A 19,094-nucleotide genomic window follows, 5' to 3' on the forward strand; every position below is an offset into this window, starting at 1 on the left:
CGGAAAGAAACGACTATCCTCAGGCGATCGCGACCAGGGGAATCGGGAAGCTGCTGTTGGCAGCAGGCGCGCCCGACTCGACCAAAGCGGCCGGAGGATTGACCGGAACGGCAATGGAACGCACGTCGCACACGCTGGAGCAGCGGCCGCCTGGCAGGTATTCGGTGGCGGTAGCCGCGCAGCAGCCGCAGCACGTAGCCACGCCCAGCTCGAATTGCAGGTCGGAAAGCGTCGTCGCGCCCGCGTCCACGCTGGCGCGGACTTGGCGTTCGGTGATGGCATTACATACGCAAATGTACATGAGAATAATTATCGAAAATTATTCTGCTACTGACAAGCCCCGCGTGCAAATAAATTTGCAACCAAAGTGTCACGCAAGTCTTTGAAATTAGGGACGAATTTTCCCAACCCCGTCCCTCATTTCAAGAACCCGCTCAGCGGGCTGCCGCCTGCGCCTTGCGCAACGCCGCCGGGGCGATCCGCAGCGCTTCCCGGTACTTTGCCACCGTCCTTCGGGCGATGACTATCCCCTGATCAGCCAGCTTTTGCATGATCTGGCTGTCGGACAAAGGCTTGGCCCGGTTCTCTTCGGCCACCATCTGGCGGATGAAGGTCTGCACCGCCGTGGCCGAGGTGGCATCCCCGCCATCCGTCGAAACCCCCGTACCAAAGAAGCGCTTGAGCTCCAGCGTGCCAAACGGAGTGAGCATGTACTTCTGTGTTGTGGCCCGTGAAATGGTGGATTCGTGCAAACCGAGCTCACCGGCGATGTCCTTCAGGATGAGAGGCCGCATGGCGGCCGGCCCCTGGCTGAAGAAGGCCGTCTGGTGCTGCACGATGGCTTGGGCCACGCGCAGGATGGTGTCGAAGCGCTGCTCCACGTTGCGGATCATCCAACGGGCCTGCTGCAGCTGCGATTGCAGCCCCGCATGCGCGGATTCCTTCTGGTTGCCCAGCATCTGGGCGTACAGCCCGTTGATCTGCAGCTTGGGCACGGCGGCGCTGTTGAGGGTGACCTGCCAGCCGCCGCGCGTCTTGCGCACGATGACGTCCGGCACCGCGTAGTCGGCCGCGGGCACGGTCCAGGCACGCCCGGGGCGGGGCTCCAGGCGCAGGATGAGGGCGTGGGCCGAGCGGAACGTGGCCTCATCGCAGCCCACGGCCGCGCACAGGCGCGCGGCGTTGCCCGTCGCCAGCAGCGCGAGGTGCTGCGCGCAGATCTGGCGGGCACAAGCCAGGACCGCGGCGTCCGCCGCTTCGGGCAGCCGATCCAGATCCGGGTTGCGTAGCTGCAACAACAGGCATTCCGCCATGTCGCGCGCGCCTATGCCGGGCGGATCGAACGACTGCAACAGCGACAGGGCCGCCTTCAGCTCGTCGATGTCCGGTTCCAGTTCGGGCGGCAACCAGTCCAGGATTTCCTCCAGCGGCGATCCCAGGTAGCCGTTTTCGTCCAGTTCGTCGATCAGGAGGCCGGCCAGCGCAGCGTCGCGCGGCGCGGCGCGCGTCAGCATCAGCTGGCCCAGCAGATGTTCGCGCAGCGTATCCGGCCGGGCGGCCTCGGGGCGGCTGGAATCTTCGTCGGGGTAGACCCCGCCCGAGCCCGGCATTTCGTCCACCGGCGTCTCGCGTTCGACGGCGGGCTCGTCATCCTGCACCGAGGATTCGCGGTCGGACTCGGCCGGCGCCTCGGCCGACGGCGCTTCGTCCTGCCGCTCCAGCAGCGGGTTCTCCGCCAGCACCTGCGAAATCTCGGCTTCGAGGTCGAGTGTGGACAGCTGCAACAATCGGATCGATTGCTGTAGTTGTGGCGTCAGCGTCAAATGCTGACCTGGTCGCAGTTCTAAAATTGGACGGGTCATAGGTACAATATTTTGCATGATGAATCTGACTTCGCCCGCAAGCGTCCGCCAGGACTGCCGCCTCATAGGCCAGACCCTGCTCAAACTGGCGCTTCCCCGACTCATACTGCGTGCGATCGTCATCGCCGTCGCTGTGGTCATCTGGTATCTGGCCGCCAACTGGATACTGAATTTCGGCCGCACCGTGAACTACGAGTTCCTGCACTCCCTGGGGCAACCGACCATGGACATGGTGCAGAAGGTCAACCCCTACATCTGGTGGGTGGTGGCCGGCATCTGGACCCTGATCGTGTTCTTCACGATGCGCGCCTGGCTGTCCGCCAGCCTGGCTTCCGGCAGCGCCACGCCGGTCGAAACCAGCGTGCTGGCCGACCTGGCGCCCAACCTGTCCGACGAGACCCTGGGCGTGCTGCGCTGGACCTGGGGCGATCGCCAGGAGCCCTTCACGGTGGGCGATCTGCGCCGCTCCCTGTCTGAAATTCGCCACAATCGCGCCGGCAAGATCGCCATGGTCGCGGAACAGGCCCGCATTCTGGAGTCGTCCGACCGCCAGCCGCGCGATCCGCGCGACGAAGTCCGCCGCGAAGCGCGCAGCGAACGCTACGTGGAGCCGCGTATCGGCCCGGCCCGCTAAGCCCGTCCTTCCTTCCCTCCAATGCCATAGCAGGCCGCCGACAGGCGGCCTGTTTTTGTTTCGGCCGTACGCTTGGCCAGCCACATAGCGCGCCCATCAGCCCCATCCAACGCATTTTGCTGAATATTCTTCAGCAAAATGCGTTGTCATGCGCCCGTATTCCACCCCATCACAAAAGAGTATTCAGTTGCACTTCTGGCGAAAATATGTTCGACTAGCAACTTATGGCCGCTAACCGCACCCCCTTCGCGATTGCCACCGGACGCTACGACGCTCCGGTTGCCGGCCTGCGCGCTCGTTTCTCCTCCTACGCGCTATCGCTATACCTACCGATCGGTTGCCGGGCCTAGTGTCCCCGTGGTAGCTCGGCAACCACGTTTGCCACACGCGATTTCCCCCTTTTATCTCTGAATCCTGCCGGTCAATCACGGCAACTCCTGGCACAAGACCGCAATCCGGTCGCGTAGCCGCCTAGGGAAGCATTCCCGGGATTCAAAAGAAACCGATCGAGGTGTAGTAATGATGCTTGCCAACCCCGCCACCAAATACGTCCCCTTCGCGCCCTTTACCCGCGACTTTTCCGAACGCACCTGGCCCAGCCGCCGCATCACCAAGGCGCCGATCTGGATGAGCACCGACCTGCGTGACGGCAACCAGGCCCTGATCGAGCCGATGAGCGTCGAGCGCAAGCTCCGCTTCTTCGAACAGCTGGTGAAGATCGGCTTCAAGGAAATCGAAGTAGGCTTCCCGTCCGCTTCGCAGACCGACTTCGATTTCGTGCGCAAGCTCATCGACGAGAAGCGCATTCCCGACGACGTCACCATCATCGTGCTGACCCAGTCGCGCGAAGACCTGATCAGCCGCACGGTGGAATCCGCCGCTGGCGCCAAGCAAGCCATCGTCCACCTGTACAACGCCTGCGCCCCGGCGTTCCGCAAGGTCGTGTTCAACATGAGCAAGGACGAGATCAAGAACATCGCCACCACCGGCACGCGCCTGGTGAAGCAGTACATGGCGCAGCACCCGGAAACGCAATGGCGTTACCAGTACTCGCCCGAAGTCTTCAGCACGACCGAACCCGAGTTCGCATTGGAAGTCTCCAACGCCGTGGCCGACGTATGGCAGCCCACGCCCGAGTGCAAGATGGTGCTGAACCTGCCCGCCACCATCGAGGCCACCAGCCCCAATCTGTACGCCGACCAGATCGAATGGATGCACAAGAACCTGGCGCGCCGCGACAGCATCGTGCTCAGCGTGCACCCGCACAATGACCGCGGCACCGCCGTGGCCGCCGCCGAATTCGCCGTGATGGCCGGCGCCGACCGCATCGAAGGCTGCCTCTTCGGCAGCGGCGAGCGCACCGGCAACGTCGACCTCGTCACGCTCGCATTGAACCTCTACACGCAGGGCGTGCATCCGGGCCTGGACTTCTCGGACATCGACGAAGTGCGCCGCTGCGCCGAGTACTGCAACCAGTTGCCGGTCCACCCGCGCCACCCGTACGCGGGCGACCTGGTCTTCACCGCGTTCTCCGGCTCGCACCAGGACGCCATCAAGAAGGGCTTTGCCCAGCAGCAGGCCGACGCCGTCTGGGAAGTGCCTTACTTGCCGATCGACCCGGCCGACCTCGGCCGCAGCTACGACGCCGTCATCCGCGTGAACAGCCAATCGGGCAAGGGCGGCGTGTCCTACCTGCTCGAACAGGAACACGGCCTGGTGTTGCCGCGCCGCCTGCAGATCGAATTCAGCCGCGCCATCCAGCGCGTCACCGACGAGACCGGCCGCGAAGTCACGGCCGACGATGTGCACACGATCTTCAACCGCGAGTACCTCGAGCAGAAGTCGCCGTGGAAGCTGGTGCGCCACCGCATCGACGGCAATCCATCGGCCGGCGAAGGCCAGCATTTCAGCATCGAAGCCGAATTGGAATACAACGGCGAACGCCGCATCGTGACGGGCAAGGGCGACGGCGCCATCTCGGCCTTCGTGGCCGCGCTGGACGTGCCCGTTCGCATCATGGACTACCACGAGCACGCCATCGGCACCGGCACCGACACGCGCGCCGCTTCGTATGTCGAACTGCGCGTCGGCGAATCCAGCACGGGCTTCGGCGTGGGTATCGACCGCGACATCGTGACGGCTTCGTTCCAGGCCGTGCTGAGCGCCGTCAACCGCCACATCAATGCCGGCGCCGTGACCGCAACCGAGCAAGAAACCGCCGAAACCGCGTGATCCGCAATCCGGCGTAAAAAAAGCCAGCCTTATCGGGCTGGCTTTTTCTTTGCGCGCGCCGCGCTTATCCGCGCGGCCAGATGTCGGCCGCGCCGATATCCGGCGCAGTGGCGGCCAACAGCCGCTGATGAACCCACTGCGCCATCGCCAGCGTGCGATGGTCGCTATAGCGCGCACCGACCAGCTGCAGCCCCACGGGCAAGCCCTGCGGGCCGGTAGCGAAGGGCAGGCTGAGGGTAGGATGGCCGAATACCGTCCACGCGCGCGAGAACTGCGGATCCCCCGTCCCCAGGTCCGCGAACGGCGCCTCGCCGCTGGCGCTGGGCGCGAGCAGCACATCGTATTTGTCGAACCACGCGTCCACGCGCGCGCGCGACTCGGCGACGCGCATCAGGTTCTTCTGATGTTCTTCAGCGGTAATGCGCGAGCCCGCTTCCAGGATGGCCTGGATCTTGGGGCTGAGCTGCGCCGCATGCTCCAGGCGCTCGTAGGCCAACGCCTGCGAAGCTTCAAACGCCATGATGTCCGAATGCAGCTGCACCAGCACGCAATGCTCTGGCGGCAGCGGCAATTCTTCGACCACGGCGCCTGCGCGCGACAGAATGGCCGCGGCCTGCGCGTAGGCTTCTTTGGTTTCGGGCAGCGCATGCCGCCATTGCAGGCTGCGGTACATGCCGATACGCGGCTTGCCGTCATAGGCCAGATCGAGCATGCGCGGATCGCGCATCAGCACGGAAGCAAACAGCGCCACGTCCGGCACCGAGCGCGCGAAACCGCCGATGGTGTCCAGGGACTCCGCCAGGCTTTTGACGCCCGCGCGGGAAATGCTGCCAAAGGTGGGTTTGAAGCCCACGATGCCGCAATAGGAAGCGGGGCGGATGATGGAAGCCGCGGTCTGCGTGCCCAAGGCGAAGGGCACCATGTCGTCGGCCACCGCCGCAGCCGAGCCGCTGGACGAGCCGCCCGGCGAGTAGGCTTCGTTGCGAGGATTGCGCGTGGGGCCTGCCAGATAAGTGGCGAATTCCGTCGTCACGGTCTTGCCGACGACGATCGCGCCCGCGCCCCGGCACAGCGCCACCGAGGCCGCGTCCAGGCCCGGAAGGTGGCGTTCGTAGATGGGCGAGCCGTAGCGCGTGGGCAGGTCGACCGTGTCGAACAGGTCCTTCACGCCCATGGGCAGGCCGTGCAGCACGCCGCGCAGCGCGCCGCGGTCCAGCTCCTGCGCACGCTCCAGCGCAGCCTGCTTTTGCAACGCGGTCCAGGCATGGATGGTGCTTTCGCGTTGTTCAATGCGCGCGAAGCAGGCGCGCACCAATTGCTCTGCGGTCAATTCGCGCCGTTGCAGCTTGCGCGCGGCTTCCAGCGCGCCAAGTCTGTTCAAGGCAGTAGACATGGTCCTTTCCTCTTTACCGGCGCCGCGCTACGCGCGGCGGCTCAACTACGCACCCGGTCCCCTTGACCGAGGATCCGCCATGCCGCGCGGTTTTCTGCCGCGACGTTCAAGTGGACCAATCCCAACCATTGTGCGCCTTGCGTCAATTAGGAAATACCCAAGAAAGTCTGATTTTTCCCTGGAAATTGCGCGCCGCGCCTTGGCTTTGTGTTGTTGCGTCGGCATCAGCATAGCGCAAACCCGTGCAACACAAAGGTCATATTTGTCGAGTAAGATGAAATCGTTTTCACGAATCCCGGCAGCAATCCCGCCATGGCCTCGCGCTCGTCGCCCCGCTTTTCCATCATTGAAGTGGCCCGCAAGGCCGGGGTGTCCCCGGCGACGGTTTCGCGCGCGTTCAACCAGCCCGAGATCGTGCATCCGGACACGCTCGCGCATATCCGCAATGTCGCCAAGCGGGCCGGCTTCCGGCCTAACCGCGTGGGCCGCAGCCTGCGTTCCGGCAGCACGCGCACCATCGGCCTGATACTGCCCACGCTGTCCAACCCAGTCTTCGCCGAATGCTTCGAAGGCGCGGAGCGGCGCGCGCGGGAATCGGGCTACAGCGTCATGCTGACCGCCACCGGCTACGATCCCGCGGTGGAATCCGCCGCGGTCCAGGGCCTGATGGACCATCAGGTCGACGGCCTGATCCTGACGGTCGCCGACGCCGCCAAGAGCGCCACGCTGGACGACCTGGACCATGCCGGCATTCCTTACGTGCTCGTCTACAACGAATCTGGCGCCCATCCCTTCGCATCGGTCGACAATCGCGCCGCCGCCAGCGACATGGTGGCGCATCTGGCCGCGCTGGGCCATCGGCGCATTGCGCTGGTCACGGGCCCCTTGACCGCATCGGACCGCGCCCGCCGCCGGCTGACGGGCGCGCGCGCCTGCGCCAAACGCCTGGGCCTGGACGCCATCCAGCACATCTCCATGAGCTCGCACACGGGCAGCGACCTCGACGCCCTGAAAGCGGCGCTGCGCGGCAAGCAGGCGCCCACCGCCTTGTTCTGTTCCAACGATCTGCTGGCCACCGCCGTGATCGCGGACCTGGTGGGCCTGGGCCTGTCGGTGCCCGCCGACATCTCGGTATGCGGCTTCGACGGCATGCGCTTTGGCGCCTTGCTGACGCCGCCCCTGACCACCGTGGCCCAGCCCAGCGACGGCATCGGCGAAACGGCCTGCTCGAACCTGCTGGCGCAGATCCAGGGCCAAGCGCCGCATTCGGACCGCCTGCCGCATTGCATCGTCGTCGGCGGCACCGCCGCGCCAGTGCGCCGCTGAGGCCTCTCTCTACAACAACCATTCTTCTGCATACGCGTCATGCTCATCGCACAAATCACCGACCTGCACATGCGCACTCCGGGCGACAAGGCCTACGGCATCATCGATCCGGCGGCGTTCCTGGCGCCCGCGGTGCGCGCGCTCAATGCCCTGACCCCGCGCCCCGATTGCGTGCTGATCACGGGCGACCTGACCGACCTGGGCCGCCCGCACGAATATCAAGTGCTGCGCGAACACCTGCAGGCGTTGGAAATTCCGTACTTCCTGCTGCCCGGCAACCACGACGACCGCGCCCAGCTGCGCGCGGCCTTCCCGGACCACGCCTATCTGCAAGGCGAGAGCCCCTTCATCCAGTACGCCATCGAGACCTATCCGCTGCGCATGCTGGCGCTGGACACGGTGGTACCCATGAAAAGCCATGGCGAACTCTGCCAGGACCGCCTGGACTGGCTGGCCACGCGCCTGGCCGAACAGCCCGAGCGGCCCACGCTGGTCCTGATGCACCATCCGCCTTTCCTGACGGGTATCGAGCACATGGACGCCATCGGCCTGCTGGCTGGCGCCCCCGAACTCGAACGCATCGTGGCGCGCTTTCCCAATGTGGAGCGCGTGCTTTGCGGCCACCTGCACCGCACGATCTTCCAGCGTTTCGGCGGCACCATCGCGTCCACCTGTCCGGGCACCGCGCACCAGCTCGCAATGGAGTTGGGGCCGCGGCCAACGCTGCAATACATCATGGAACCGCCGGGCTACCAGCTGCACTGGTGGCAAGGGAAGAACCTGGTCACGCATCACGCAGTCATTGGGGAATACCCCGGCCCATACCCCTTCGGCTGAGGCCGACGCTAGACTACGAAAGTTTGTCCTGCCATACATCCGTCATGTTTGCGCTGCACAATGAAAAGGTTTTCATAACAGGCAACAATGCGGATCTAACTATTAGATCTTCGAGACAGCATGTCATCCATCGTCCTGGATAACCTCACCAAACAGTACGGCAACGCTGCCGCAATCCATGGCGTGAGCTTCACGGTTCCCGCCGGCAGTTTCACGGTCCTGCTGGGGCCGTCCGGCTGCGGCAAGTCCACCACGCTGCGCATGATTGCCGGGCTGGACACGCCGACCTCCGGCACCATCCACATCGGCGACCGCGACGTCACCCAGCTGCCGCCCGCCAAGCGCCGCATCTCGATGGTGTTCCAGTCGTATGCCCTGTTTCCGCACCTGTCCGTGCGCGAGAACATCCTGTTCGGCCTCAAGGTGCGCAAGGAGCCCGCGCGCGACTATGACCGCCGCCTGCAACGCGTGGCGGGCCTGCTGGGCCTGAACCATCTGCTGGACCGCAAGCCCTCGCAATTGTCGGGCGGCCAGCAACAGCGCGTGGCGCTGGGCCGCGCCGTGATTTCCGAAGCGCCGGTGTGCCTGATGGACGAACCGCTGTCCAACCTGGACGCGCAGCTGCGCCATGAAATGCGCCGCGAGATCCGCGCCTTGCAGCAGGACCTGGGCATCACCATGGTCTACGTGACGCACGACCAGACCGAGGCCATGAGCATGGCCGACCAGGTGGTGCTGCTGCGCGGCGGCAAGATTGAACAGCACGACACGCCCGACGGCCTGTACGCGCGTCCCGCCACCGAATTCGCGGCGCGCTTCATCGGCACGCCGCCCATGAACCTGATCGGCCTGACCTCCGCGCAGGGCGCCACCGTCATCGCCGGCACGCAGAGCCGCGCCATCGCCGGCGCCCCCGCGGGCGCCGTGAAGCTGGGCGTGCGTCCCGAACACATCCGCATCGACGCCGACGGCGTTCCCGCCACCGTGGAAAGCGTGGAGTACTTCGGCGCGGATTCCATCGTGGTCTGCCGCGTGGGCGACACCAGCGGCGTGGCCGTGCGCGTGGGCGGCCATCTGCGCGCTGGCGCAGGCGAAACACTGGGCCTGTCCTGGGAGGACGGCCTGCAGCACTTCTTTGCCGCCGATTCGGCGGTCATCAACTCCGCTGGCCGCTAGGGCCCGTACACAGGAAAGGAAAACAACATGCGTCGCATCGTACTGAAAACCCTGGCCGCCAGCCTGGCCGCCGCCTGCCTGTCGCTGCCTGCGCAAGCGCAGAACAAGCCCGTCGAGGTGGAGTTCTATTACCCCGTCGCGGTCGGCGGCCCCATCACCAAGATCGTCGACGACATGGTGGCGGATTTCCAGAAGGAAAATCCCGACATCAAGATCAAGCCGATCTACGCGGGCTCCTACCAGGACTCCATCGCCAAGGCGCTGACCGCGCTCAAGGGCGGCACCCCGCCGCAGCTGGCGGTGTTGCTGTCCACCGACATGTTCACGCTGATCGACGAAGACGCCATTGTGCCGATCGACAGCCTGGCCAAGAGCGACGCCGACAAGAAGTGGCTGGGCGGCTTCTATGACGCCTTCATGCAGAACAGCCGCACCGGCGGCCATACCTGGGGCGTGCCGTTCCAGCGTTCGACCATCGTCATGTACTACAACAAGGACCTGTTCAAGGCCGCGGGCCTGGATCCCGAGCGCGCGCCGGCGACCTGGGCCGAACTGGTCGAGTACGGCAAGAAGCTGACCAAGCAGGACGCCTCCGGCAACACCACGCAGTGGGGCATCGAGATTCCCTCGGGCGGCGCGTTCGCCTACTGGCTGTTCCAGGCGCTGACCACGCCCAATGGCGCGATCCTGATGAACGAGGCCGGCAACGAGGTCTATCTGGACAAGCCTGCGGTGGTGGAAGCCGCGCAGTTCTGGCACGACCTGTCGGCCAAGCACAAGATCATGCCGACCGGCACCATCGACTGGGGCACCACGCCCAAGGACTTCCTGGAAAAGAAGGCCGCCATGGTCTGGACCACGACCGGCAACCTGACCAACATCCGCAAGAACGCCGACTTCCCGTTCGGCGTGGCCATGATGCCGCAGCAAAAGCGCGGCGGCAGCCCGACCGGCGGCGGCAACTTCTACATCTTCAAGAGCGGCACGCCGGCGCAGCAGCAGGCCGCGCTGAAGTTCGCGCAATGGGTCACCACGCCCGAGCGCGCCGCCGACTGGAGCATCGCCACGGGCTACGTGGCCGTGACCCCGGCCGCCTGGCAGACCGAAAAGATGAAGAAGTACGCGCAGGAAGTGCCGGCCGCCGCGGTCGCGCGCGACCAGCTGGAAGTCAGCGTGGCCGAGTTCTCCACGCATGAGAACCAGCGTGTCACCAAGACCCTGAACGACGCCCTGCAAGCCGCCCTGACGGGCTCCAAGACGCCGCAGCAGGCCCTGACCGACGCGCAACGCGAGGCCGACCGCATACTGCGTCCGTACAAGTAAACCGACAAGCACGATGAGCCGCTCTTTAAACGCGCTGTACGGCTGGCTGCTGTTGCTGCCAGCCCTCGTGCTGCTCGCCGCCTTCACGCACTACCCGGCGGTGGCGACGCTATGGCACAGCTTTTTCTCCACCCCCAAGGGCGCGCGCCCCGCGCGCTTCGTGGGGCTGGACAACTACGCCGTCATGCGCGACGACCCGGTGTTCTGGCAGTCGCTGTGGAACAACCTGTGGTTTGCGCTGGGGACCATTCCCACGTCCATCGGCATCGCGCTGGTCATGGCGCTGTGGGTCAACCGCAACCTGAGCGGGCGCGGCTTCCTGCGCATGGCCTACTTCACGCCGACGGTGCTGCCCATGGTGGCGGTGGCCAACATCTGGCTGTTCTTCTACACGCCGCAGTACGGCCTGATCGCCCAGGTGATGCAGCTGTTCGGCGCTACGGGCCCCAACTGGCTGGGCAACCGCGAGACCGCGCTGCCCGCGCTGATGCTGGTGACGGTCTGGAAGGAAGCCGGCTTCTTCATGATCTTCTACCTGGCCGCCCTGCAGACGGTATCGCCGTCGCTGCGCGAGGCCGCGATGCTGGAAGGCGCATCGCGCTGGCAGTACTTCCGCCGCATCCTGTGGCCGCTGCTCATGCCCACCACGCTCTTCGTGCTGATCAATGCCCTGATCAACGCGTTCCGGCTGGTGGACCACGTAGTGGTCATGACGCGCGGCGGGCCGGATAACGCCAGCACGCTGTTGCTGTACTACATCTACCAGGTGGGTTTCAGTTTCTGGGACACGGCTTACGCCGCCACGCTGACCGTCGTGTTGCTGGTGGTGCTGGCGCTGACCGCGCTGGTCAAGTTCCGCTGGCTGGACCGCAGGACGCACTATCAATGAAAGACAAGCTCGATACCTTGGGCGCCTGGGCGCTCGGCCTGCTGTGGATCCTGCCCCTGGCCTATGCCATGTGGGCGGCGTTCCACCCGCCCGCCTACGCGACCCGCTTCGACCTGTTCGCGCCGCTGACGCTGGACAACTTCGTGCACGCCTGGCACGCGGCGCCGTTCCCGCGTTATTTCCTCAACACCTTCCTGCTGGTCACCATGGTGCTGGCGGCGCAACTGGTGCTGTCGACCCTGGCCGGCTACGCCTTCGCGCGCTTCGAGTTCCGCGGCCGCGATTTCGTCTTCATGCTGGTGCTGCTGCAGCTGATGATCATGCCGGACGTGCTGCTGGTGGAGAACTACCGCTCCATGAGCCAGCTGGGCATCCGCGACACGGTGTTCGCCATCGGCCTGCCTTACTTTGCATCCGCATTCGGCATCTTCCTCTTGCGCCAGACCTTCAAGACGGTGCCGCGGGAACTGGAAGAAGCCGCGCGCATGGAAGGCGCCAACGCGCTTCAGGTGCTATGGAAGGTGTATGTGCCGCTGGCCAAGCCGATCTACGTGGCCTACGGGCTGGTGTCGGTCAGCCACCACTGGAACAACTTCCTGTGGCCGCTGATCATCACCAACTCGGTCGAATCCCGGCCGCTGACGGTGGGCCTGCAGGTGTTCTCGTCGACCGACCAGGGCATCGACTGGTCGGTCATCACGGCCGCCACGCTGATGTCGGCGGCGCCGCTCCTGATCGCCTTCCTGCTGTTCCAGCGGCAATTCGTGCAATCGTTCATGCGGGCTGGCATCCGCTAGACCCGCCTGCGGGACCGGCCCAAATGAAAACTGCCCCTATGGGGGCAGTTTTTTCTTGGGGATGAGGCCGGATCGCTCAGTAACCTACCGTCAGCCCCGGTAAGTCCACGGTGATGCGCGGACGCTCCAGCGCCAGCGCCAGGTGCTCCGCGAACTCGCGCGCCTCTTTTTCGTCGGAGGACAGGGTGTCGTAGCCCAGCGCATCGGCCACGCCCAGCACCTTGTCCAGCAGCAGGACCTTGCCGCTGGGACGCAGCGGTTCGCAGCCCAGCGTTTCCCAGGCGCTGTCGAACCAGTCGCGCGCATCGCTCTGGCGCTGCGGCGAGGGCTCGACGCTGGCCGAGAGGTCAAGCGAACGGCGGGAATCGAAAACGATGGTGATGTCGCTGCGCATGTCGGGGTTCCTTGGGGTGGCGTCAGGCGAGTAGGGTAGGCAAAAAACGCCGGGCAGATTGTCCGCCCGGCGACATTGGGCTCGCCAGCTTACCAGCCGCGCGACACCTCCCAGGTGACTTCGGCGTTTGCCGCCAAGGACTGGCGCATCATGTCGAGCAGGGGGAAGGCGCGCTCCTTCAGGCCCACCATGCGGGCCATGGGCGAGGCCGGGGCCTTGTCCTCGTCCTCTTCCTCGGAGCCGTCATGGGCGCTCTGGTATTCCTCGATCGCGCGTTCGATGCCGCTGATGGCCGGCCCCAGCTGCTCGACGGTGAAAACGCCGCGCTCCGGGATCTTGTCCTTGAAGGACTTGCCCGCCGCCAGCAGCAGCGCGCCGGCATGGTCGGTCAGCATCAGAACCTCGGCCACGACCTTGGAATGAAAGGTGATCAGCATATTCCAGTCTCCCACATTGATTACTTACATACACTACCGCAACACCAGGGCACTGCCAACTGGCCTGGGGAAGCAGGTCCGACGACCGGCGCCATGTGTCCCCCCGGACCCTTCCTTGCGGCGTTCCCGCCCAGGGCGCAGGCCGGTTCCATGGCCAAATCAAGCTATGATTCAGGAGATTCCCGTGACAGCGGGACCTGACGCGGCCATGAAGCCGGCGCGCGCGGTCCGCCCGGCTACGCCGCCCCTGTCCGCTCCGCCCGACAGGCCCGGCCTGTGCGGGCGCGTCCGTCACTAACTCAGAACTTCTCCAGACGCCCATGCTCCTCGAGCAACAAAAACAGCTTATCTCCCTGATCCAGGCCGCCGTCGCGCAAAGCCTGCCCGACGCCGTGGCAAATGTGCTGCTGGAGCGCCCCAAGGTCGCCGCCCACGGCGACGTCGCCACCAACGTGGCCATGCAGCTGGCCAAGCCGGCCCGCCGCAACCCGCGCGAACTGGCCCAGGCCATCGTCGACGCCCTGATGGCCCAGCCCGGCGCCGCCAGCCTGATCGAGTCCGCTGAAATCGCCGGCCCCGGCTTCATCAACCTGCGCATCACCGCCGCCGCGCGCCAGGCCGTCATCGCCGCCGTGGCCGAGCAAGGCGCAGCCTTCGGCCGTGCGCCGCGCAACGGCGAGAAGATCCTGGTCGAATTCGTGTCGGCCAACCCCACCGGCCCGCTGCACGTGGGCCATGCCCGCCAGGCCGCGCTGGGCGATGCCATCTGCCGCCTGTACGACGCCATCGGCTGGGACGTCACCCGCGAGTTCTATTACAACGACGCCGGCAACCAGATCCAGAACCTGGCCATCAGCGTGCAGGCGCGCGCCCGCGGCCTGACGACCGATTCCCCCGAGTGGCCCGCCGACGGCTACAAGGGCGACTACATCGCCGACATCGCGCGCGACTTCCAGGCCGGCGCGACCGTTCACTCCGATGGCGTGGACGTCACCGCCACGGGCAACGTCGACAACCTGGACGACATCCGCGTCTTCGCCGTGGCCTACCTGCGCCGCGAACAGGACCTGGACCTGCAGGCCTTCGGCCTGGCGTTCGACAACTACTACCTGGAAAGCTCGCTCTACACCTCCGGCCGGGTCGAAGCGACCGTCAAGGCGCTGATCGCCGGCGGCCACACCTACGAGGAAGGCGGCGCGCTGTGGCTGCGCACCACCGAACTGGGCACGGGCGACGACAAAGACCGCGTCATGCGGAAAAGCGAAGGCGGCTACACCTACTTCGTGCCGGACGTGGCCTACCACAAGGCCAAATGGGAGCGGGGCTTCCATCGCGCCGTGAACATCCAGGGCAGCGACCACCACGGCACCGTGGCGCGCGTGCGCGCCGGCCTGCAGGCGCTGGAAGAGGGCATTCCCAAGGAATACCCGGCCTACGTGCTGCACAAGATGGTCAAGGTCATGCGCGGCGGCGAAGAGGTCAAGATCTCCAAGCGCGCCGGCAGCTACGTGACCATGCGCGACCTGATCGACTGGGTGGGCCGCGACGCGGTGCGCTACTTCCTGATCCAGCGCCGCGCCGACACGGAATTCGTGTTCGACGTGGACCTGGCGCTGTCCAAGAGCGACGAGAACCCGGTCTATTACATCCAGTACGCGCACGCCCGCATCTGCTCGGTCATCAACAACGCCGCCATGCCAGCCGCCGACGTGGCCCAGGCCGACGCGGCGCTGCTGACCGCCCCGACCGAATTCGCGCTGATGCAGCGCCTGGCCGAATTCCCCAACGTGGTGGCGCTGGCGGCCCAGGAACTGTCGCCGCACCATATCGCCTTCTGGCTGCGCGACTGCGCCTCGGATTTCCACGCCTGGTACAACGCCGAGCGCGTGCTGGTCGACGACACGGCCCTGAAGCTGGCCCGCCTGCGCCTGGCCTCGACCACGCGCCAGGTGCTGGCCAACGGGCTGGAGCTGATGGGCGTATCGGCGCCCGAGCGGATGTAACATCGGTTCATGGCAACCAAGCGCAAAACCACCCGCCGTTCCTCCGGCGAAAGCGGCAGCACCCTGTACGGCGCGCTGGCCGGCTTGCTCATCGGCCTGATCGTGGCCGCCGTCGTCGCCTTCTACGTCACCAAGGCGCCAGTGCCCTTCGTCGACCGGGCCAGCCGCCAGGGCGACAACGGCAAGCTGCCGGACCCGCGCCAGGCGCCAGACCCCAACGCCGGCCTGTACGGCCGCGACGGCGGCGCCGGCACTCCGTCCACCGGCCCGACCGCCACGGCGCCCGCGCCGCTGCCCGGGGCCGGTACCGGCCAGGCCACCGGACCCGCCGCCTCCAAGGGCGACGATACCCCCGCCAAGCTGGACGACCTGGGCGCGCTGATTGCCACCCTGCCTACGTCCAAGGCGCCCGCCGTGGCTTCGGCCGCGCCGTCCGCCGCCCCCAGCCAGGCGCCCACGCCTATCTCCAAGGCCGCCCCCGCCGCCGCGCCCGCGCCGGCTCCCAAGCCGGCCGCCACCGCGTCCGCGGCCAACGGCACGTATTACCTGCAGGCTGGCGCCTTCCGGGGCGAGAACGACGCGGAATCCCTCAAGGCCCGCATCATCCTGCTGGGTCTGCCGGTGGCGGTGCAAAAGGCCGAAGTGAACGGCAAGCCCATCAACCGGGTCAGGGTGGGCCCGTTTGCCCGCCTGGACGACATGAACCGGGCGCGCGGCCGCCTGGGCGAAAACAAGATCGAAACCGCGGTGGTGCGCCAGTAATGTGGGCCGCCGCGCGCGCAAGCATTGAACTTATCCGGCCCCGGGCCTGTCTGTAACTTTTTACTCAGGAACCTCTCATCCATGCTGTCCCCCAAGATAATCCGCATCCTGGCCGCGGCCGCGCTGACCGCCACGGCATTCTTCAGCCCGGCTAGCCACGCGCAAGGCACGCAGCAGTCCATCGCCATCAACCCGCCGCTGCCGTCGGACACCCCGGGCAAGATCGAGGTCCTGGAATTCTTCGCCTATACCTGCCCGCACTGCGCCGCCATGGAACCCATGGTTGAGGACTGGGCCAAGACCGCGCCGCCGGACGTGGTGCTCAAGCAGGTTCCGATCGCGTTCAACGCCGGCATGAAGCCGCTGCAGCAGCTCTACTACACGCTGCTGGCGCTGGACCGCCCGGACCTGCACCCCAAGGTCTTTGCCGCCATCCACGGCGAGCACAAGCGCCTGTTCGACAAGAAGGCGATGGGCGAATGGATCGCCACGCAGGGCGTAGACCGCGAGAAGTTCGACTCGGTCTTCGACTCGTTCAGCGTGCAGACGCAGGTGCAGCGCGCCACCCAGTTGGCCGACGCCTACCGCATCGACGGCACCCCGTCGTTCGCCGTCGGCGGCAAGTTCATGACCTCGCCGGTCATGGCGGGCAACAGCTACGAAGGCGCGCTGAAGGAAGTGACCCGCCTGATCCCGCTGGTGCGCAACTGATACGTTCCAGCCGGAATCCACAACGCCCCGAGCCTGCCGGCCGGGGCGTTTTTCTTTGCAGTTCCCGCCTGGGCCCGCGCTACACTTTCCGCACAACAAATCGCCGCAACAGCGGCACACAATGGGTGGAAGACAAATGAAGCAGCGATTCCCGCGCAAACGCGCGATGCTGGGCCTGTGCCTGGCGCTGGCCGCCGGCCTGGCGCAAGCCAACGAAACCGACGGCGTGAAGATCGGCGTACTCACGGACATGGCGGGCGTCACCGCCGACGCCACCGGCCGCGGCTCGGTCGAAGCCGCCCGCCTGGCCATCGAGGAAATGGGCGGCACCCTGCTGGGCAAGCCGATTTCGCTGGTCTCGGGCGACCACCAGCACCGGCCCGACATCGGCAGCGGCATGGCGCGCAAGTGGTACGACACCGACGGCGTGGACGTGATCGTGGACGTGCCCAACTCGTCGGTCGCGCTGGCGGTGCAGGGCATCGCGCGCGACAAGAAGAAGCTGGTGCTGTTCTCCAGTCCTGGCACCACCGCGCTGACCCAGGCGCAGTGCTCGCCCTACGGCGTGCAATGGACCTACACCACGTATGCGCTGTCGCGCGGCACGGCGACCGCGGTGGTCAACGAGGGCAACAAACGCTGGTTCATCCTGGCGTCCGACTATGCTTTCGGCAAGCAGCTGGCGGCGGACACCGAGGCCGTGGTCAAGGCCAACGGCGGCGAGGTCGTCGGCACCGTCTACCACCCGCTGAACGCCTCGGATTTCGCGTCCTTCCTGCTGCAGGCGCAGGCATCCAAGGCGCAGATCATCGCCATCGCCAACGCCGGCGGCGACACCATTTCGGCCATCAAGCAGGCCGCGGAATTCGGCATCGGCGGCGCGCAGCAGCTGGCGGCCATGCTGTTGCTGATCACCGACGTGCACAGCCTGGGCCTGCAAGCCGCGCAGAAAACCTATCTGACCGTGCCGTCCTACTGGGACATGAACGACGGCACGCGCGCTTTCGCCAAGAAGTTCGAGGCCCGCGTGGGGCGTCCCCCCACCTTCCTGCAAGCCGGCGTCTACGGCTCGGTGCGCCATTACCTGCAGGCCGTGAAGGCGGCAGGCACGGTGGACGCCGACGCCGTCATGGCCAAGATGAAATCGCTGCCCATCGACGACCCGTTCAGCCTCAACGCGCGCATCCGCGAAGACGGCCTGGTGGTGCGCGACATGATGCTGGCGCAGGTCAAGACGCCGGCGCAGTCGAAGGCGCCCTGGGACTACTACAACATCGTGCGCAACATCCCCGGCGCGGCGCTGGCCTGGCCCTTGTCGGAAAGCCAATGCCCGCTGGTCAAGCCATGACGCAGGCGGTTCCCCAGGCAGTGGCCCTGGCCGACTTCGGCAGCTTCTACGCGGGCGGGCGGCAGGTGCGCATCGACGGCCTGCCTCGGCGCGATATCGCGTTCACGCAAAGCGCGTCGCTGGCGTATGACCCCAACGGGCTGTATCACTTCGAGCAGGCCTACGTGCAGTACTTCATCCCGGCGCGGCTGGCGCATCCGCTGCCCATCGTGCTGCTGCATGGCGGCGGCATGACGGGCGCGATGTGGGAACAGACGCCGGATGGCAGGCCAGGCTGGATGCAGCATTTCCTGCGGCAGGGACATGCGGTGTACGTCGTGGACAACGTCGAGCGCGGCCGCGCGGGCTGGGCGCCGTTCACGCAGGTCTGGCCCGAGCCGCCCATCATCCGCAATGCCGAGGAAAGCTGGACGCTGTTCCGCTTCGGCCGCGCCGAGGACTATCCGGCACGGCGTGCGTTCGACGGGCAGCGCTTTCCGGTCGCCGCGTTCGACGACTTCATCCGCCATGCGGTGCCGCGCTGGCTGGGCAATAACGATGCGGCATTGCAGGGGTTCTGCGCGGTGCTCGACCGCGTCGGACCGTGCCTGGTGATGGCGCACAGCCACGGCGGCGAAGTCGCCTACCGCGCGCTGCACGCGCGGCCGGACCTGGTGCGCGGGGTCATCGGCATCGAGCCCTCGGGCTACTCGTCCGAGGTGACGGCCCAAGCCGTGGCGGACAAGCCCTTTCTGTTCGTCTATGGCGACTACCTGGACGCGACGCCGCTATGGGAAAAGCTTTGCGCCACCGGCCAGGCCTATGCCGATGAGCTGACGCGCCAAGGCGCCCGCGTGCAAACCTGGCGCCTGGCCGACATGGGCATTGCCGGCAATTCGCACATGCCCATGATGGACGACAACAGCGACGACATCGCCGCGCGCATCGGCGCGTGGATACGCGGCGCGGCCGCCTGAGGCCGCCGCGCCTT

At 66.2% G+C, this 19,094-nt stretch carries 18 protein-coding genes; 13 read left to right on the forward strand and 5 right to left on the reverse strand.

The features are described 5' to 3' along the window. Nucleotides 1-19: 19 nt before the first annotated feature. Together ACZ5YA_RS21795 and rpoN are read right to left on the reverse strand one after the other, a co-directional pair. Nucleotides 20-301, reverse strand: coding sequence for a (2Fe-2S)-binding protein (locus ACZ5YA_RS21795; protein WP_054455575.1), 282 nt, complete (start codon nt 299-301; stop codon nt 20-22). 133 nt (nt 302-434) lie between these two features. Next, a complete protein-coding gene (gene rpoN, locus ACZ5YA_RS21800; RefSeq protein ID WP_464091223.1) occupies nt 435-1,862 on the reverse strand; it encodes an RNA polymerase factor sigma-54 in 1,428 nt (475 codons plus the stop codon). A 16-nt stretch (nt 1,863-1,878) separates the two neighbouring features. On the opposite strand from rpoN, the gene ACZ5YA_RS21805 reads away from it, so the two are divergent. Further along, complete coding sequence (locus ACZ5YA_RS21805) at nt 1,879-2,496, forward strand: hypothetical protein (protein WP_118934763.1); 618 nt, start codon at nt 1,879-1,881, stop codon at nt 2,494-2,496. 519 nt (nt 2,497-3,015) lie between these two features. Continuing rightward, nucleotides 3,016-4,728: a 2-isopropylmalate synthase gene (gene leuA / locus ACZ5YA_RS21810; protein ID WP_054455581.1), complete on the forward strand. Its 1,713-nt coding sequence runs from the start codon at nt 3,016-3,018 to the stop codon at nt 4,726-4,728. 64 nt (nt 4,729-4,792) lie between these two features. Here leuA and ACZ5YA_RS21815 read toward each other — a convergent pair whose 3' ends face one another. Then, entirely contained in the window at nt 4,793-6,121 is a 1,329-nt protein-coding gene (locus ACZ5YA_RS21815) for an amidase (RefSeq protein WP_059376696.1), read from the reverse strand. 312 nt (nt 6,122-6,433) lie between these two features. On the opposite strand from ACZ5YA_RS21815, the gene ACZ5YA_RS21820 reads away from it, so the two are divergent. The 6 genes from ACZ5YA_RS21820 to ACZ5YA_RS21845 all read left to right on the forward strand — a co-directional run bounded on the left by ACZ5YA_RS21820 (nt 6,434) and on the right by ACZ5YA_RS21845 (nt 12,469). Continuing rightward, nucleotides 6,434-7,447 carry a LacI family DNA-binding transcriptional regulator gene (locus ACZ5YA_RS21820; protein ID WP_059376693.1) on the forward strand — a complete coding sequence of 338 codons (1,014 nt, stop codon included), beginning with the start codon at nt 6,434-6,436 and terminating at the stop codon, nt 7,445-7,447. Between the two features lie 39 nt (nt 7,448-7,486). Beyond that, nucleotides 7,487-8,284 (forward strand): phosphodiesterase, encoded by a 798-nt coding sequence (locus ACZ5YA_RS21825; RefSeq protein ID WP_118934769.1) that lies wholly within the window; start codon nt 7,487-7,489, stop codon nt 8,282-8,284. Between the two features lie 120 nt (nt 8,285-8,404). Beyond that, a complete protein-coding gene (locus ACZ5YA_RS21830; RefSeq protein WP_464091224.1) occupies nt 8,405-9,460 on the forward strand; it encodes an ABC transporter ATP-binding protein in 1,056 nt (351 codons plus the stop codon). A 27-nt stretch (nt 9,461-9,487) separates the two neighbouring features. Beyond that, complete coding sequence (locus ACZ5YA_RS21835) at nt 9,488-10,783, forward strand: ABC transporter substrate-binding protein (RefSeq protein ID WP_059376680.1); 1,296 nt, start codon at nt 9,488-9,490, stop codon at nt 10,781-10,783. Between the two features lie 13 nt (nt 10,784-10,796). After that, nucleotides 10,797-11,672 (forward strand): carbohydrate ABC transporter permease, encoded by an 876-nt coding sequence (locus tag ACZ5YA_RS21840; protein WP_059376674.1) that lies wholly within the window; start codon nt 10,797-10,799, stop codon nt 11,670-11,672. After that, entirely contained in the window at nt 11,669-12,469 is an 801-nt protein-coding gene (locus tag ACZ5YA_RS21845; RefSeq protein WP_464091225.1) for a carbohydrate ABC transporter permease, read from the forward strand. The genes ACZ5YA_RS21840 and ACZ5YA_RS21845 overlap by 4 nt, the downstream gene beginning before the upstream one ends. 76 nt (nt 12,470-12,545) lie before the next feature. On the opposite strand, the gene ACZ5YA_RS21850 is transcribed toward ACZ5YA_RS21845, so the two are convergent. Beyond that, the gene (locus ACZ5YA_RS21850) at nt 12,546-12,863 is read right to left on the reverse strand and encodes a hypothetical protein (RefSeq protein ID WP_059376671.1); all 318 of its coding nucleotides are present in this window, start codon (nt 12,861-12,863) and stop codon (nt 12,546-12,548) included. An 89-nt stretch (nt 12,864-12,952) separates the two neighbouring features. Next, the gene (locus ACZ5YA_RS21855; RefSeq protein WP_059376669.1) at nt 12,953-13,300 is read right to left on the reverse strand and encodes a DUF1840 domain-containing protein; all 348 of its coding nucleotides are present in this window, start codon (nt 13,298-13,300) and stop codon (nt 12,953-12,955) included. Nucleotides 13,301-13,620: 320 nt separating this feature from the next. On the opposite strand from ACZ5YA_RS21855, the gene argS reads away from it, so the two are divergent. The 5 genes from argS to ACZ5YA_RS21880 all read left to right on the forward strand — a co-directional run bounded on the left by argS (nt 13,621) and on the right by ACZ5YA_RS21880 (nt 19,080). Further along, nucleotides 13,621-15,303 carry an arginine--tRNA ligase gene (gene argS / locus ACZ5YA_RS21860; RefSeq protein WP_175181657.1) on the forward strand — a complete coding sequence of 561 codons (1,683 nt, stop codon included), beginning with the start codon at nt 13,621-13,623 and terminating at the stop codon, nt 15,301-15,303. Between the two features lie 9 nt (nt 15,304-15,312). Next, entirely contained in the window at nt 15,313-16,065 is a 753-nt protein-coding gene (locus ACZ5YA_RS21865; protein WP_251878486.1) for an SPOR domain-containing protein, read from the forward strand. 81 nt (nt 16,066-16,146) lie between these two features. Further along, nucleotides 16,147-16,776 (forward strand): thiol:disulfide interchange protein DsbA/DsbL, encoded by a 630-nt coding sequence (locus ACZ5YA_RS21870; protein ID WP_464091226.1) that lies wholly within the window; start codon nt 16,147-16,149, stop codon nt 16,774-16,776. Nucleotides 16,777-16,912: 136 nt separating this feature from the next. Beyond that, complete coding sequence (locus ACZ5YA_RS21875; protein WP_119449842.1) at nt 16,913-18,124, forward strand: ABC transporter substrate-binding protein; 1,212 nt, start codon at nt 16,913-16,915, stop codon at nt 18,122-18,124. Further along, a complete protein-coding gene (locus tag ACZ5YA_RS21880; protein WP_187524007.1) occupies nt 18,103-19,080 on the forward strand; it encodes an alpha/beta hydrolase in 978 nt (325 codons plus the stop codon). Before ACZ5YA_RS21875 ends, ACZ5YA_RS21880 begins: the two co-directional genes overlap by 22 nt. Nucleotides 19,081-19,094 lie beyond the last annotated feature (14 nt).

This window comes from Achromobacter sp. JCM 18799 (genome assembly GCF_055395645.1).

What these genes read in the sequence shown, in the direction of transcription:
- ACZ5YA_RS21845 (WP_464091225.1), top strand. Translation starts at nt 11,669, where the DNA reads ATGAAAGACAAGCTCGATACCTTGGGCGCCTGGGCGCTCGGCCTGCTG.
- ACZ5YA_RS21855 (WP_059376669.1), bottom strand. Translation starts at nt 13,300, where the DNA reads ATGCTGATCACCTTTCATTCCAAGGTCGTGGCCGAGGTTCTGATGCTG.
- ACZ5YA_RS21815 (WP_059376696.1), bottom strand. Translation starts at nt 6,121, where the DNA reads ATGTCTACTGCCTTGAACAGACTTGGCGCGCTGGAAGCCGCGCGCAAG.
- rpoN (WP_464091223.1), bottom strand. Translation starts at nt 1,862, where the DNA reads ATGACCCGTCCAATTTTAGAACTGCGACCAGGTCAGCATTTGACGCTG.
- leuA (WP_054455581.1), top strand. Translation starts at nt 3,016, where the DNA reads ATGATGCTTGCCAACCCCGCCACCAAATACGTCCCCTTCGCGCCCTTT.
- ACZ5YA_RS21820 (WP_059376693.1), top strand. Translation starts at nt 6,434, where the DNA reads ATGGCCTCGCGCTCGTCGCCCCGCTTTTCCATCATTGAAGTGGCCCGC.
- ACZ5YA_RS21865 (WP_251878486.1), top strand. Translation starts at nt 15,313, where the DNA reads ATGGCAACCAAGCGCAAAACCACCCGCCGTTCCTCCGGCGAAAGCGGC.
- ACZ5YA_RS21850 (WP_059376671.1), bottom strand. Translation starts at nt 12,863, where the DNA reads ATGCGCAGCGACATCACCATCGTTTTCGATTCCCGCCGTTCGCTTGAC.
- ACZ5YA_RS21870 (WP_464091226.1), top strand. Translation starts at nt 16,147, where the DNA reads ATGCTGTCCCCCAAGATAATCCGCATCCTGGCCGCGGCCGCGCTGACC.
- ACZ5YA_RS21840 (WP_059376674.1), top strand. Translation starts at nt 10,797, where the DNA reads ATGAGCCGCTCTTTAAACGCGCTGTACGGCTGGCTGCTGTTGCTGCCA.
- ACZ5YA_RS21880 (WP_187524007.1), top strand. Translation starts at nt 18,103, where the DNA reads ATGCCCGCTGGTCAAGCCATGACGCAGGCGGTTCCCCAGGCAGTGGCC.
- ACZ5YA_RS21830 (WP_464091224.1), top strand. Translation starts at nt 8,405, where the DNA reads ATGTCATCCATCGTCCTGGATAACCTCACCAAACAGTACGGCAACGCT.
- ACZ5YA_RS21835 (WP_059376680.1), top strand. Translation starts at nt 9,488, where the DNA reads ATGCGTCGCATCGTACTGAAAACCCTGGCCGCCAGCCTGGCCGCCGCC.
- argS (WP_175181657.1), top strand. Translation starts at nt 13,621, where the DNA reads ATGCTCCTCGAGCAACAAAAACAGCTTATCTCCCTGATCCAGGCCGCC.
- ACZ5YA_RS21805 (WP_118934763.1), top strand. Translation starts at nt 1,879, where the DNA reads ATGATGAATCTGACTTCGCCCGCAAGCGTCCGCCAGGACTGCCGCCTC.
- ACZ5YA_RS21875 (WP_119449842.1), top strand. Translation starts at nt 16,913, where the DNA reads ATGAAGCAGCGATTCCCGCGCAAACGCGCGATGCTGGGCCTGTGCCTG.
- ACZ5YA_RS21795 (WP_054455575.1), bottom strand. Translation starts at nt 301, where the DNA reads ATGTACATTTGCGTATGTAATGCCATCACCGAACGCCAAGTCCGCGCC.
- ACZ5YA_RS21825 (WP_118934769.1), top strand. Translation starts at nt 7,487, where the DNA reads ATGCTCATCGCACAAATCACCGACCTGCACATGCGCACTCCGGGCGAC.